The 14,258-nt window shown below is 70.1% G+C and carries 11 protein-coding genes; 5 read left to right on the top strand and 6 right to left on the bottom strand.

Going from position 1 to position 14,258, the window contains the following annotated elements; genetic code table 11:
* The first annotated feature begins 120 nt into the window (after positions 1-120).
* The gene (locus OHA89_RS35450) at positions 121-573 is read left to right on the top strand and encodes a hypothetical protein (RefSeq protein ID WP_406367936.1); all 453 of its coding nucleotides are present in this window, start codon (positions 121-123) and stop codon (positions 571-573) included.
* A 60-nt stretch (positions 574-633) separates the two neighbouring features.
* Here OHA89_RS35450 and OHA89_RS35445 read toward each other — a convergent pair whose 3' ends face one another.
* Positions 634-1,959 (bottom strand): HEAT repeat domain-containing protein, encoded by a 1,326-nt coding sequence (locus tag OHA89_RS35445; protein ID WP_406367935.1) that lies wholly within the window; start codon positions 1,957-1,959, stop codon positions 634-636.
* A gap of 235 nt (positions 1,960-2,194) precedes the next feature.
* Here OHA89_RS35445 and OHA89_RS35440 point away from each other — a divergent pair, with 235 nt between their 5' ends.
* Complete coding sequence (locus OHA89_RS35440; protein ID WP_406367934.1) at positions 2,195-3,376, top strand: serine hydrolase domain-containing protein; 1,182 nt, start codon at positions 2,195-2,197, stop codon at positions 3,374-3,376.
* Positions 3,377-3,392: 16 nt separating this feature from the next.
* Here OHA89_RS35440 and OHA89_RS35435 read toward each other — a convergent pair whose 3' ends face one another.
* Entirely contained in the window at positions 3,393-3,941 is a 549-nt protein-coding gene (locus OHA89_RS35435) for a hypothetical protein (RefSeq protein WP_251064065.1), read from the bottom strand.
* Positions 3,942-4,385: 444 nt separating this feature from the next.
* On the opposite strand from OHA89_RS35435, the gene OHA89_RS35430 reads away from it, so the two are divergent.
* Positions 4,386-5,324, top strand: coding sequence for a GDSL-type esterase/lipase family protein (locus OHA89_RS35430; RefSeq protein WP_406367933.1), 939 nt, complete (start codon positions 4,386-4,388; stop codon positions 5,322-5,324).
* A gap of 290 nt (positions 5,325-5,614) precedes the next feature.
* Here the strand turns inward: OHA89_RS35430 and OHA89_RS35425 are convergent, their stop codons facing one another.
* The 3 genes from OHA89_RS35425 to OHA89_RS35415 all read right to left on the bottom strand — a co-directional run bounded on the left by OHA89_RS35425 (position 5,615) and on the right by OHA89_RS35415 (position 10,417).
* On the bottom strand, positions 5,615-6,898 hold the full coding sequence (locus OHA89_RS35425) for an NAD(P)/FAD-dependent oxidoreductase (protein ID WP_406367932.1): 1,284 nt from the start codon (positions 6,896-6,898) through the stop codon (positions 5,615-5,617).
* A 125-nt stretch (positions 6,899-7,023) separates the two neighbouring features.
* A complete protein-coding gene (locus OHA89_RS35420) occupies positions 7,024-8,565 on the bottom strand; it encodes a phospholipase (RefSeq protein WP_406368727.1) in 1,542 nt (513 codons plus the stop codon).
* A 391-nt stretch (positions 8,566-8,956) separates the two neighbouring features.
* Positions 8,957-10,417, bottom strand: a complete 1,461-nt coding sequence (locus tag OHA89_RS35415; RefSeq protein WP_406367931.1) for an MFS transporter — start codon at positions 10,415-10,417, stop codon at positions 8,957-8,959.
* A 214-nt stretch (positions 10,418-10,631) separates the two neighbouring features.
* On the opposite strand from OHA89_RS35415, the gene OHA89_RS35410 reads away from it, so the two are divergent.
* Together OHA89_RS35410 and OHA89_RS35405 are read left to right on the top strand one after the other, a co-directional pair.
* Entirely contained in the window at positions 10,632-11,249 is a 618-nt protein-coding gene (locus OHA89_RS35410) for a TetR/AcrR family transcriptional regulator (RefSeq protein WP_215140463.1), read from the top strand.
* 201 nt (positions 11,250-11,450) lie between these two features.
* Positions 11,451-13,124, top strand: coding sequence for an ABC-F family ATP-binding cassette domain-containing protein (locus tag OHA89_RS35405; protein WP_406367930.1), 1,674 nt, complete (start codon positions 11,451-11,453; stop codon positions 13,122-13,124).
* 362 nt (positions 13,125-13,486) lie between these two features.
* On the opposite strand, the gene OHA89_RS35400 is transcribed toward OHA89_RS35405, so the two are convergent.
* On the bottom strand, positions 13,487-14,236 hold the full coding sequence (locus OHA89_RS35400; RefSeq protein ID WP_406367929.1) for a dienelactone hydrolase family protein: 750 nt from the start codon (positions 14,234-14,236) through the stop codon (positions 13,487-13,489).
* Between the last annotated feature and the right edge of the window lie 22 nt (positions 14,237-14,258).

The following is a 14,258-nucleotide window of genomic DNA, read 5'->3' as shown; positions in this document are numbered from 1 at the left end:
ATCACCGGCCACCTACGCCACCACCTGCACCCATTTGGGCGAAAAACTCGATGAGACGTCGTACCCCAAGGCGAGCCGTGGTCTGTTCAGAGAAACGGGCTCAAAGAAGGGTATGGAACGTTGTATTTGAGGCGTACCGGAACGATCCTGGGCGCAGCCGCGCTGACCATGATGACCATCCCGGCCAACGCTCACGCTGCGGCAATCGCGTGCGGCGGAGGTACATCGACCGGCCGTGTCGCCATCAATGGCTGCATCAGTGCCCAGCGGGGATCTGTCGGCGAGTTCCCCAGTCGAGAGATCACGGCGCACATCAAGGCGCGTAACACCGGAACCAAGGGACTGAACGTCTCCTACGAGGCGTTCTTCCGTGTGGTCGACGGTGGTCACTGGGAGAAAGTGGGCAGCGGTCGCTCCTACGTCCGGGCCGGCGAGGCCATCGGCCCTGTCGAAGTGGGTAGCACGACCCGGGTATGCGGCCCCGTGAAGGTCGAGATCCGAGTACATGCTCGGGCCGACGGCGCTGCCTGGAGCGGCTGGTCTCCCGCGTCCACCAAGCAATGCCAGACCTGAGCGCCTGAACGTTCTGAACCGGCGGGCCGGGGCGCACGGAGTACGCCCCGGTTCGGAGGCTCAGACGGGCAGTGCACCCGCGGGGTGCCCCTGTTCGCGGCCGCATGCGGTCAGGGCGAGCAAGCCGTGGCCCCTGACCCGTGTCGTGGCCCCGATCGATGCCGGGTCGACCGACAGCCGTGCGGCGATGTCGACGGCGTAACAAGTGTCGGGGATCGCGATCAGGTTGTCCCCGTCGAAGGCGTCCTCCGGGAAGCCGCCCTCGTGCGGCAGCAGGTAGCCGGCCTCTGCCGGGTGTCCGGGTCCGTCGTCGCCGGTCTCTTCCGCGTCGTACGCGTCGTAGTAGCGGACCACTTCACCGTCCTCGGCGACGCACCAGGCAGTCCAGCCGTCGCCGCAGCTCGTCCCGTACCACTGCGCGGCCCCGAACCGGCGGCTCAGGTCAGCGCACCGTTCTCGTACGACGCGTTCCCTGGCCTCGTCGCGGCCGCCGCCGCCTCCGTCCTCGATGCGGTGCGTGTCCTGGGAGGAGTCGCCGAACACGAGCGTGAAGCCGTCGAGCACGGGGCTGACGAAGACCCGCGCGCACGCGTGGTGACCGCGACCGCTCCAGACGTGGTGATCATGGTTCCAGGCGGCAGCCCCCGTCCGTACGGTGACCGGCTCCCCCGCACCCAGGTCGAAGACCTCCAGGACCGCACGTCGGTCCGCTGTGGGCACCGCGTACCAGGAACCGCACAGATGCATACCTTCCGGCACCTCGCCGATCTGCTTGATCCGAGTCAGTCGGCGAACTGCGTTCCGGTCCGGTTCGTCCAGGGCAGTCGGTCCCCCGATGGCCGCGAGAGCCTCCAGCGCACCGGCCCGCAGCCGCGGCGCCGGAGCAGGCGACCGGCGAAGGCGTCGCAGTACCGGAACCGCCGCACCTCCGATCGCCTCGAACGCCCAGACGGCCCGCCGGCGGACTTCCGTGTCCGCATCGCCCAGTGACGGTGTCAGCCGGTCGGCGAAAGCCAGCGCGGTTTCGCCCAGGCGTTGGAAAGCGAGGAGCGCGCCGGCACGGACCTTGGGATGCGGGTGGGTGAGCAAGGGAAGGTAGACCGCCGGATCGTGCACCTGAAGCCGTCCCAGCGCGTAGCCGGCCCTGCGCGCGACCTCGGGTGAATCCGCTGACGCGATGGCCCCGGCCAGGGGCAGAAGTGCGTGATGCCCGATCCGGCACAACACGTCCGAGGAGACCGTCAACTCCACCGGCGACCGCTCGTCGCAGAGCACCTCCAGCACCGGCCCCACGACCTCGGCGCCACGTCGCACCAGCGCGTCCCGCACCGGCCGCGTCGCCTCCCAGGAGCCGGTGAGCTCCTCGACCACCTGTTCCCTGTCCATGGCGCGCACCCTATCCAGCGCCACTGACACACCCATCGACGACAAGGCCTCGGCGCCCGGTGGGCCGGCTCGTCGAGGGAACGGGGTACGCCGGACGCAAGGTGAGTGGCGGAGCCAATCCTGAGGTTCGCTCAACCATCCGGTGATCGTTTGCGGTCTTTTGTGACAGCGGACCCCACCGGTTCCAGGGGAACCGCGCGAATACAACCGAGCACCGAGACGGTAAGGAGCACACATGACGTTACGGAAGACCGCACGGGTCGGCGCGGTCGGTCTCGCGGCGGCCGCGATGGCGGCCACCGCCTTCGCGGTCCCCGCCCAGGCATCGTCGGACACCGCGCCCTCGACGGCGGGGCACGAGGCGACCCGGCGTGCGATGGACGCGGAGGTGAAGGGCGGCATCCCCGGCATCACGGCCCAGGTACGCGACGCCAACGGCATCTGGAAGTCGACGTCGGGTGTAGGCAACCTGACAACCGGCGCGCCGCGCGGCACGAACGACCGATTCCGGATCGGCAGTATCACCAAGACGTTCGTGGCGACCGTCCTGCTCCAGATGGAGGCGGAGGGGAAACTCGACCTCGACGACACCGTGGAGCTCCATCTGCCCGGCCTGGTACAGGGCAACGGCAACGACGGCGGCAAGATCACCGTACGTCAGCTCCTCAACCACACGTCGGGGCTCTTCGACTATCTGGCCGACGAGGAGTACCTCGAGACGTACATGCGGGGTGAGGGCTACCTCAAGCACCGCTACGACACCCTGCCGCCCGAGAAGCATGTGAAGGTGGCGCTCTCCCACGAGCCGTTGTTCACGCCCGGTGAAGAGTTCTCGTACTCCAACACGAACTACATCCTGGCCGGGTTGATCATGGAAAAGGTGGGCGGGCGGACGTACGAGGAAGAGGTCCGCAGCCGCATCATCAAACCGCTGGGTCTGAGGGCCACCTCCAACCCGGGCAACAGCATCCACATGCCCCGGCCCAGCAGCCGCAGCTACTCCAAGCTCTTCGAGTCGGCACCCGACCGGATCGACGACGTCACCGAGATGAACGGGTCGCAGGGCTGGGCCGATGGCGACATCATCTCCACCACCGGCGACCTGAACCGGTTCTACAGCGCGCTGCTGCGCGGCGAGCTGCTGCCGCCGAAACAGCTCAAGGCCATGAAGACCACCGTTTCGACCCCCCAACGCCCCGACATGTCCTACGGGCTCGGCATCACAAAGCTCCGGACGAGCTGCGGCACGACGGTCTGGGGCCACGGCGGAGGCATGGTGGGGTCGACGTCCCTGGCCGTCACCACCGAGGACGGCCGCCACCAGCTCGCCTACAACCGCAACGGGGACTGGAGCGTGGGCTCCCCGACCAGCATCATGGAAGCCGAGTACTGCCCCGCACCGGCCCCCGCAGGCTGAGCCGCACACGTCCTCTTCAGCGGGCGCGTCGGGGGCCGCCGCGGTGCGGGCGGCGGCGGGCGACTGCTTCGGGAGCGGCTTCGGGGGACGAGAAGCCGCCGGCCACAGCCACGCGTGCCGGGGCAGGCACCGCGGGGAGTGACGAAGCGGGGGCCGACCCCGCGGAGGCTCGAGTGGCCGTCGGGCGCTCGGCGCGGCCGAGGACGGTGGTGTGGGAGATCAGGGGTGCGCAGGCCTGACAGATCTCGGCGAGGGTCCAGACTTGGCCGACGACCGGGTTGTGGATGAGGACGAGCAGCGGCGCACCATGACAGGAGGCTCGGGTGTCGTCGTGGAATCCGCATTCGGCGGCCCCGCAGGCACACGCGGCGTTGGGGCGGACAGTGGCGAGGCGGGCATGCGCGCGGGCGTGTTCGGCGGCGAACCGTCGCATGGCCGTCGCGTCCTTGGACCGGGGCGGCATGCGGCACGCCTCGGTGCTGCAGGTGACGGAGACGGTGTGGTCGCCGTGGCCGGTCAGACGGACCGTCCAGGTCCGCCCCGGGACACGGGATCCGGGAATCATGGTCAAGGCAGAGTTGTCCGTTCACATATGGGGTGGTGTGCCTGTTCGACAAGCCTCAGGTGGAGGACAGTGATTTTCACCCGGCCCCGGCACCGGCACCTACTGGCGGCCCGGTCACGAGGAGAAGCGCACCTCAGACGAGGGGACAGTTGCCGAACACGCCCTGCAGTCTTTGTCGCACGCCGTTCGGCAGGTGTCAACGACATGCCACCACATCCAGGCGGTCAAACGATCCCGTGTCGTGCCTTTTGATGGCACCAGGTCGCATGTGGCTGGGGAACGGAGCTGTTGTCTGGTGCCGATGCGGGCCGTGCTGCTACTGGCCGGCGACCGAGGCCCTCGCACGTCGCAGCGTCCGCCCACCGCCGGAGGGCTGGTTCGGGGGCCGGGGTCGGCCGTTAGGGTGATCTGATCAATCCTTGAAGAAAGGCCACGTAGCCCGCGGTGTCCGAGTCACGCCCCCACAACCTGTTCTCCTTCGGCACGCTGATGGACGAGCGGGTCCAGACCGCTCTCTTCGGTCAAGCCGTGCCCAGTTCTTCGGCGTCGCTGGCCGGCCATGCGACCAGACCCCTGCCGATCACCGACCAGTCCGTGATCGCCGCCAGCGGCCTTGACGTGCATCTGACCTTGGAGCGCAAGTTCGGCGCCGTGGTCGAGGGCGCCGTCCTGCGCCTCACCGACCAGGACCTCGCCGCTGCCGATGCCTACGAAGTCGACGACTACGTCCGCCGACGGGTGCTCCTTTCCTCCGGGGAGAGCGCCTGGGCCTACGTGGATGCGAAGCCGCTGCGCTCGGCAGCGCGCATCGTGATCGTGGGCGACAGCATCGCCTACGGACGCTGTGATCCGCAGGGAGGGTGGGCTGCCCGTCTGGCGGCTACCCACATCGCGGGTAACGAGGCTGAACACCGGGTCTTCAACCTGGCCATCCCCGGCAGCACCCTGATCGATGTCAGCGAGCAGACACCCGCGCTGCTGGCTCCTCGCCGACCCGACACCGTCCTTGTGGCCGCTGGTATCAACGACTCGGCCCTGCCGCTGGCCGTCCCGCCGAGTCATCGCGACGGGCTGGCGCACATCGCGGACAGCCTCGACTCGCTGGCTGCCACGGCCCTGAGTCACAACGCGCGACTCGTCGTCGCGGGGCCGACATGGGTCGATGAGGAACGCACCCGCGACTACGAGGGCCTGCGATTCACCGAGGAGCGAGCGCTGGCCCTGCGCGCGTCCATACGGACCTGGTGCGACGAGAACCACGTCGACCACCTCGACATGTGGGAGCCGCTGCGTGAGCACACCGAACTGCTCGTCGACGGCCTGCACCCCACCCCCGAAGGGCACCGGGCGCTCCATCGGTACCTCAACGCCCTTGGTCGCTGAGCCTGGCAACGGGCCGGGCCTTTGAGGCCGAGGCTCCTCCACACGGCGCGCGGGTCTGACGGCCCTTGGGGCGGCCGGCCTGGGGAGTGCCATGCCCGCCGCCGCGTCGGACGGGGGGGGTGCTCCCGCACCCCGGGCCCGACGGGCTGGTGTGGGCGGAGGAGTGACGCGGGCGTCGTGCGGCCGGGGGACTTCACGATCGTGGTCGACGCGTCGGCGCAGAACGTCCGTTGGTCGCTGACGGTGACGCAGCCGGAGTAGCAGCAGCCCAAGGAGCCCGGCTCCGGTGGTCATGACTCTGTGTGTGAATGGTGCGCGGCCGGTGGAGTCGCCCCGCGGTGCCTGATGTTGACGGCCGCGGCCTTGGCCAGTGCCGCGGGGTTCAAGAATCGCAGCGGACCGATCAGGCGGGATCCGAACAGATGCATGTGCCGCGCCGCCGACTCATCGCGCGCTGCCGCCGAGAACATGAGCCGCTCCATGGGATTGAAGGGGCGGGCCTTGGCGAAGTCGGCGGCCAGGTACTGGTGACCTCGCAGCCGGCGCCGGTGCCTGCGTGCGTACACCACGAGCGACCTGTCGAGGTCGCCCCGACCGGTTGCGGCCGGGGCGACCGCCTCGGCCAGCCATTGCGCGGACTGCAGAGCCCACCCGCATCCCACTCCCCACAGGGGGTCGCCGGTCAGGGCGGCATCGCCGATGAGCGCGACGCCCGGTGCGGTCGGCTTGCGGCTGTGGAGCGGGTAGTCGACAGTGCCGATGATCTTCGTGATGCGTTCGGCGGAGTCGATGAGCGGTGCCTCGGGCAGGGCGCGGACGAATTCGAGGAAGCTGCCCTCCAGGTCTTCCCGGAAGGCCGGCAGCCGCTTCTTCTCCGGAAGTACCGCAAGGACCGTCACCCCGTCGTCGTTCGGGAACGCGTACGCCATGTCGGGCTCGAGGAACCAGGCGTGACTGATCCCGCCGGGCAGCGGAAGGTTCCGGAAGTGCGCGAGATAGCCGAACCGCGCGTTCTCGTACTGCCGGGCAGGCACCCCGGCGAGCTTCGCCACGGCCGAGTCCTTGCCATCGGCGCCGACCACCAGGCGGGCCCGGATCTCGCGCTCGCCCTGTGGTGTCGACGCGCGCACCCCCACGGTTCGCCCGGCTTCCCGGACCAGCCCGCTCACATGGTGACCGAGGAACAGATCGACGCCGGGAGTTTCCACCGCATGGGACCTGATCAACGGGTCGAGGGTGCTGCGCCGAATGTTGTACCCGTACGGCAGCTCGGGGCCCGCCGGCGCGGCCCTCGGCTCGATCCATCCCCAACGGGTGTACCAGCGGGCCTGGTTGCGAACTGCTCCCGCCTTCTCGAGCGCGGGGACGAGGCCGAGTTCGTCCAGCACCGGGTAGGCGTTGGCCGTGAGGGAGTGGGTGCACAGCACCTTGTACGCTTCGGGGTCCGAGCGGCGTTCCAGCAGTGCGACGCGGACACCGCGTCGAGCCAGCAGGATCGCCGCGGCGCTGCCGGCGAGGCCGGCCCCGCTGATGATGACGTCGTAGTCGTATCCCGCGCTCTCAGGCTTGGTCATGTGCTGATCGCTCCCTTGGGGGTGTGGTGCCGTTCGCGGGAGTGGTGCAGTGCGCCACTGCTGTCAGGCACATGACCAATTGTAGAGAGCCGTGGATCGGCTGATGCGTGATCAGGCCGGTCGGGTCAGGCGGTGGGGCAGATGCCCTGCTCGTAGTCGACGGTGGCGGTCCGGCGGGAGTACTGCCACTGCGGGTCCAGCAGCTGGGTCGTGAGCTGCCGGGCGGCGTCGGGGCTCTCGACCACGTAACCGAAGTCCTGGAGCCAGGCGGGGTATAGGTTCTTCGAGCCGAGGTAGAACGTCGAGTCGTCCACCGCGACCACCTTGTGGTGCTGGGCGTACGGGTGGCCGTCGGCCCAGGTCGGCGCGGACGAGCTGCGGAAGGTGGCCAGCTGGAGGTTCGCGCACATCGTCGTGCGCGCCGTGCCCCGGTCGCCGGTGAGCAGGGCCAGACGGTCGCGGAGGGTGTCGCTGACCTCGGCGAGGGACTTGATCTGGGAGTAGCCCCCGCTGCCGACGGCGCCCCGGTTGGCGGGATCGCTGACCACGATGCGGACCTTCACCCCGGCTGCCAGCTTGGCGGCGAGAGCGTCGTACACGCGGATGTCGTAGCGCGGCAGCGGCGGGCAGGTCGCGTTGACGTCCTGCTGGGAGATCTCGATGTGCCGGCCGGCGGTGGAGATCAGCGTCCGCAGCGCGCTCTCCTCCGGGTTGACCGTGTCGTAGTCGCGGTCGGCGTTGGTGTTGTCGTGGAGCCCGACGACGCACTTGGTGTCGGGTGCGGTGGGCAGCTGGGGCCGGAAGGCCGAGACGGGGTCGTTGCGCAGGATGCCCACTCCGAGCCCGCCCACGGCGATGACGGGCACGTCGCCCTGGGGAGCCGGGGCCACGGCGGCCTTCGGCATCGACGGCATGCAGGCGGCGCCGTTGGAGGAGGCGAACCAGACGCTGGCGATGTTGCTCTTGTTCTGGCAGGTCCAGGACCACAACTCGTCGAGGTAGCGGCCCGCCGAGGCGGCGCCCGGTCCCTTGAGCGCCAGGTCGACGTCGGCCACCGGGTGTCCGGTTTCCAGGTAGTCGTCCTTCCAGCTGTTGATCCCGCCCGTGACCACCGACTGGCCGTCGACCAGGAGGATCTTGGAGTGGTTCCAGGAGAACGCGGTCTTCGAGGTCGTCATCGAAGCGACGTTGAGGTCGATGTTCCGGGCGTCGTCACCGAGCCTCGCGACGAGTTCGTCCCGGTACTTCGACGGCACCACGCCCAGGTGATAGATGGGCGCGGCGCCCACGAGGACACGCACCTTGATCTTGTTGCCCCGGGCCGACGACGCCTTCAGTCCGGAGACGAGAGCGTCCTGGAACGCGCCGTTCGGGAACGGTGCCAGAGTGGATATGTCGACGGTCTGCTTCGCCTGGGCGACGTTCTCGGAGATCTTCGACAGCAGGCGTTCCGTACCGAGCCGCTCGGTGCACGCGCTGTCGCCCCAGCAACCGGGGGTCTGGAGCAGCCAGTCGCCGCCGCCGGGCGTGGAGGCGTCCAGGGCGTTGCCGGCGGTTCGTTCCCAGACGCGGCCCTCGAGGCCGGGCGAGACCCGGCGGAGTTCCTGCTCGACGGAGTCGAGGTGCGGAGTTCCGGCAGCAGCGGCTGGGACGGCAGGCAGCAGCACCAAGAGGGAGGCGGTGGCTGCGGCTCGGGACGTGAGACGGGTGAGACGGGTGGGCCGAAGAGGTGTGGGGCGGATCAATGTGGTTCCTTGCGAGAGGGGTGGCCGTCACCGCGTCCGCCCTTGACGGGACCTGACGGGGTGACAGGCAAGATCAACTCGCGGAAGCTATCAGCCCGATAGGCGACACAATCACCTCGGATATCGGATTCGGCCAGATATTCCATGTCGCACTTCGTGACGAATTGCGGCGAGTGGGCGGCATTGCACACATCAACCTGGGTGGCCGGGAACACAACCGCGCGGGCCGCCACCGGTTGGTGACGGCCCGCGCTGCGGTGAGGCCCGGCCCGGCTCGGAAGCGAAGGCAACCGCCCCCCGGCCGCCGATGCCGCTACTTGTTCGCGGCCACGCGGGCGGTTTCCGTCGCCGGTCCTGCCGGGTCCTGCGAAGTCCGCTGTTCGTCCCGGGGAGCGGGGATGAGGGCGGCGACAGCCCCGGAGACCAGTGCGAGGCAGCCTCCCAGCAGCAGGCCGGTCCGGAAACCGCTCTCGGAGGTGAAGGTGAAAGCGCCGACCGAGGTGGTCATCTGGGCCAGGACCACGCCGACGACGGCGGCGCCGACCGAGGTGCCCAGAGAGCGCATGAGCGTGTTGAAGCCGTTGGCGGCGCCGGTCTCCGCAAGGGGCACCGCACCCATGATCAGGGCCGGCATGGCTCCGTAGGCGAGGGCGACACCACTGTTGATGACCATGGCGGCGACCATGAGCCCCGGGGCCGTGCCGGCCAGCAGCAGCGAGGCGCCGTAGCCCGCGGCCAGGACGAGCGCGCCACAGACGAGCGTGACCTTCGGCCCGCGGGCGTTGGTGAGCCTGCCCCCGAGCGGGGACACGACCATCATCATCAGGCCGCCGGGCAACATCCACAGGCCCGCCGCCAGCATGGACTGGCCCAGGCCGAAGCCGGTGGCCTCGGGGTACTGGAGCAGCTGCGGGACGACCAGCATGCTCGCGTACATGCCGAAGCCGATGAAGACCGATGCGAGGTTCGTCAGCAGCACGCGCGGACGGACGGTGGTGCGCAGGTCCACCAGCGGGTCGGTGGTGCGCCACTCGAACCATCCCCAGGCGGCCAGGACAACGGCGGCACCGGCGAACAGTCCGAGAATGGTGGCCGAGCCCCAGCCCCAGTCGGCCCCCTTGGAGACGGCGAGCAGCAGACACACCAGGCCCACGGCCAGGCCCAGCGCGCCGACGAAGTCGAAGCGCTGCCCCTTGGCGCCGGCCGGGACATCGGGGACGAAGGCAATGATCATGACGGCGACACCGGCCGCAAGCCCTGCGGCTCCCCAGAACAGGAAGCGCCAGTCGGCGTACTGCGCGACCGCCGCGGAGAGCGGGAGCCCGATTCCGCCGCCGATGCCCATGGAGGCGCTCACCAGGGCGATGGAGGAGCTGAGCTTCTCGGCCGGCACGATGTCGCGGAGCAGGGCTATCCCCAGGGGGATCATGCCCATGCCGATGCCCTGCAGGCCGCGGCCGACGATCATCGGGACGACGCTGCTCGACAGCGCGCACACCACCGATCCGACGATGAGCGGCACCGCGCAGGCCAGGAGCATGCGGCGCTTGCCGATCATGTCGCCCAGACGCCCGCTGATGGGAACGCACACGCCTGCGACCAGGAGGGTGGCGGTGACGACCCACGCGGAGTTGGAGGAGGTGGTGTGGAGGAGCTTCGGCAGGTCGGCCAGGAGCGGAGTGACCAAGGTCTGCATGACGGCCGCGGTGACCCCCGCCAGTGCGAGCGTAGCGATCACTTTGCCGGTGTGTGGAGCCGCGGACGGCTGAGGCATGGAGGGTCCCTAAGGGCGTGGGTCGGTCGCCCCGCCGTCCGGGGACGGTGGCGCGGGGGGTGCGTGGTGCGTGTGGCGTGGTGCGGTGGGACGGCGGAGGCGGCAAGAGGTGACGCGAATGAGCGCACCCCTATTCAGTAGCCAACTATCACTTCATGGCTCGCGGAGTGTCAACTCGAACTAAGGGTCGGCTATCAGTTGTTAGGCTTGGGTTGTGCCCACCGATACCCCCAGGCCACTGCGCGCCGACGCCCTGCGCAACGCAGAGAAGATCGTGCGAGCGGCACGCGACGTCTACGCCGAGCAGGGACCCGACGCGCCGCTCGACGAGATCGCCCGGCGGGCGGGCGTGGGGATCGCGACGCTCTTCCGCCGGTTCCCGGACAAGGCGGCCCTCCTGCGGGCGGTGCTGGACCAGCAGTTCAACCAGCAGGTCCTCCCCGTCATCGACCGCGCCCTCGACGACGAGGATCCGCGCCGCGGACTGACCGCCGTGATCGAAGCCGCCCTGACGTCGGCGGCGGACGAGCACCACGTACTCACGGCCGCACGGAATGCCGGGATCTTCACGGCGGAGACCAGCGCCCGTTTCTTCGACGCGCTCGACCCGTTGGTGACCCGGGGCCAGCAGGCCGGAGTGATCCGCGAGGATCTCGTACCCGACGACCTGAAGCGGGTCATGGGCATGCTCGTGAGCGTGCTGTGGACCATGGATCCGTCCGAGGGCGGCTGGCGGCGCTACGTGACCCTGGTCTTGGACGGCCTGACCCCCGCCGCGGCCACCCCCCTGCCGAACCCCGCTCCCCCGCTGCTCCGCAGGCATCAGACCTGACCCGGCCGGCGGTGCCGCGGGACGGGAAGGCGCCTCGCGCGGGAAAACAGCGAGACGAGACGGTTCGGGCCGCAGTACGCTGGTCCCATGTGCGTGCACTACCTCTTCCTCTGATCCGTCGCGCGATCCGGTCGAGCCGCCGTGCGGCCGGTTCGTGCTGCCCCTCACCAGAAAGCAGGTTCACGCCCTCAGAGGACTCCCATGCGCCCGACCCGCCCCACCGCCTTCACCTCCACCACGCCCGTCTCGCAGCTCGCCCTCAGCGACGTCTCGAAGGCGTACGGCGACCGTGTCGTCCTCGACCTGGTCTCGTTCACCCTGCGCCCCGGCGAGAAGGCCGCCGTCATCGGCGAGAACGGCTCCGGCAAGTCGACCCTCATGCGGCTGATCGCCGGGGCCGAGACACCCGACCACGGCCAGATCGTCCGCAGCTTCCCCGGCGGCGTCGGTCACCTCGCGCAGACCCTCGACCTCGGGCCGGACCGCACCGTGCAGGACGCCGTCGACGCCGCCCTGCACGAGCTACGGACCCTGGAGCGCCGCATCCGCACCGCCGAGGCCGCGCTCGCCGAAGCCGGGCCCGCCGAACTCGACGCGTACGGAGACCTGGTCACCGCCTACGAGGCCCGCGACGGCTACTCGGCCGACGCCCGGACCGACGCGGCCCTGCACGGCCTCGGCATCGGACACCTCGGCCGCGAACGGACCCTCGGTTCGCTCTCCGGCGGCGAGCAGTCCCGGCTCGCCCTCGCCTGCGTACTCGGCGCGGCCCCGGAACTGCTGCTGCTGGACGAGCCGACCAACCACCTCGACGAACCGGCCGTGGCCTGGCTGGCGGAGCGACTCCGCGCGGACCGGGGCACGTTGGTCGTCATCACGCACGACCGCGCGTTCGTGGAAGCCGTGGCGACGACCGTACTGGAGGTCGACCGCGATCTGCGGACCGTCACGCGGTACGGGGACGGCTGGGCGGGCTACCGGACCGCCCGGGCCGCGGCCCGCCGGGCGCGCGAGCAGCGTCACCAGGAGTACCTCGGGGAAGTCACCCGGACGCGGAGTCTCGTCGAAGCTGCCGGGCACCGCCTGGCCGCCTCGGGCAAGGACCCCAAGCAGGGCTTCGGAAAGCACCGCCGCTCGCACGAGGCCAAGTTGTCCGGGCAGGTCAGAGCAGCCCGACGGCATCTGGACCAACTGCTGCGCGAACCGGTCGCGGAGCCGCCCGAGCCGCTGCGGTTCACCGCGCGGATCGACGAGGACGGCGGGACCCTGCCGGAGGACACGGCCTTCGTGGCGGAACTGGCCGACGTTCGGGTCGGCGGGCGTCTGGCCGTACCGGAGCTGGCGATCGGGCCGGGGGCCCGGCTGCTGGTCTCGGGTCCGAACGGGGCCGGCAAGTCCACGCTGCTGCGGGTGCTCGCCGGTGAACTCGCCCCGGACCGGGGCACGGTGCGGTGCGGGACGTCCGTCGGCTACCTCCCGCAGGAGGTCGCTTTCGACCCGGGCCGGCACCCGCTGCTGCACGGCTTCGCGGCCGGACGTCCCGGCGATCCGGAGGAGTACGCCGACGAGCTCCTCGGCCTCGGGCTGTTCCGCGCGGAGGATCTGCACGTGCCCGTGGCCGCGCTCTCGGTCGGCCAGCGCCGCCGGCTGGAGCTGGCCCGGCTCGTGACGCGCCCCGCCGGACTGCTCGTACTGGACGAGCCGACCAACCACGTGTCCCCGGCGCTGGTCGAGGAACTCGAGGAGGCCCTGGCTGCCTTCCGGGGCGCGGTGGTCGCTGTCTCCCACGACCGCCGCTTCCGCTCGGCCTTCACCGGCCCCGGACTGGAGCTCCGCGCGGGCTCCCCGGTGGCGGGCTCGGTACGACACGTCTAGGGCATGTCTTTCGGATCTTGCCGGGGCCGGTGAAGGCGGCGGCCCGGTGGTTCCCCGGCGCGCGTTACCCCAGGCCCAGCCGACGGGTTGTCCCGGCATGACGTCGCCACCTCCCGGGCCCCCGGCCCAGCACGCCGGCCCGGTGCCCGCCGACCAGGTTGGGCCCATGACTCTCCACGACCACTGGGAGCGGCTGTCCATGAGCGACCGGACAGCGTTCCTCGCCCGACGCGCTGCGCACCGGCAGCCGGGTGATCAACCTCGGTGCCGGTGCGGTGGCCAACACCACGCTCCTCACAGAGCGGACCACGGCCCGTCGGCAACCCGACGCCGGTGACAACTACCGCTCGATCTCCTGCGCTTCAGCGATTGGTCAGGGCGCGGTCGAGGAGGGGGAGCAGGCGGTCCCAGTGGCGCTGCAGTGCGGAGGGGTTGAAGGCGTCGGTGTCGGCCATGGTGAAGCCGTGGATGGTGCCGGGGTATACCTCGCAGGTGTAGCCGACACCTGCGGCGTCCAGGGCTTGGTTGAGCTCGCTGATGCCCTCGGGCGACATGTCGTTTTCGGCGAGGCCGACGTGGACTTGGGCCGTGAGCTTGGGGACGAGGCGGTGCGGGCTGTCGGGCGCGTCGGTGACGAGGGGGCTGGGGTGGAATCCGGCGACGGCGGCCACCTGGTCGGGGTGGGCCGCTGCGGTGCGCATCGCCAAGCCGGCGCCCATACAGTAGCCGATCGCGGCGACCGGTCCGGCGCTGACCTCGGGCTGGGTGGTGAGGAACCTGAGGTAGGCGTCGGCGTCGCGCAGGGCGCGTTCGGTGGTGTGCGCCTCGACCAACGGCATCAACTGGGCGAAGACCGCGGGCCGGACCTCTTCTCCGATGTGCTCGGGAAGTTCGATCACCGGTGCCGGGCCGTGCCGGTAGTAGAGGTTGGGGACGAGGACGTAGTAGCCGTGCTCGGCCAGTTCGCGGGCCATCTCCCTCAGCACGGGCCGCACGCCGAAGGCGTCCGGGTACAGCAGCACCCCCGGGTGCCGCTCGCCACGGGCGGGGAAGGCGGCGAACGCGTCGGCCTGGCCGTCCGTGGTGGGAATCTGCAGTGTCTTGGTGGGCAAGATCTTCCTTTCCTTTGGCTGG

This window comes from Streptomyces sp. NBC_01546 (assembly GCF_045208355.1).
Lineage (GTDB): Bacteria > Actinomycetota > Actinomycetes > Streptomycetales > Streptomycetaceae > Streptomyces.
The sequence above is the reverse complement of the archived record's forward strand: the minus strand, read 5'-3'. Positions and strand labels throughout refer to the sequence as shown.

What these genes read in the sequence shown, in the direction of transcription:
- OHA89_RS35425 (WP_406367932.1), bottom strand. Translation starts at nt 6,898, where the DNA reads ATGACCAAGCCTGAGAGCGCGGGATACGACTACGACGTCATCATCAGC.
- OHA89_RS35445 (WP_406367935.1), bottom strand. Translation starts at nt 1,959, where the DNA reads ATGGACAGGGAACAGGTGGTCGAGGAGCTCACCGGCTCCTGGGAGGCG.
- OHA89_RS35435 (WP_251064065.1), bottom strand. Translation starts at nt 3,941, where the DNA reads ATGATTCCCGGATCCCGTGTCCCGGGGCGGACCTGGACGGTCCGTCTG.
- OHA89_RS35440 (WP_406367934.1), top strand. Translation starts at nt 2,195, where the DNA reads ATGACGTTACGGAAGACCGCACGGGTCGGCGCGGTCGGTCTCGCGGCG.
- OHA89_RS35415 (WP_406367931.1), bottom strand. Translation starts at nt 10,417, where the DNA reads ATGCCTCAGCCGTCCGCGGCTCCACACACCGGCAAAGTGATCGCTACG.
- OHA89_RS35405 (WP_406367930.1), top strand. Translation starts at nt 11,451, where the DNA reads ATGCGCCCGACCCGCCCCACCGCCTTCACCTCCACCACGCCCGTCTCG.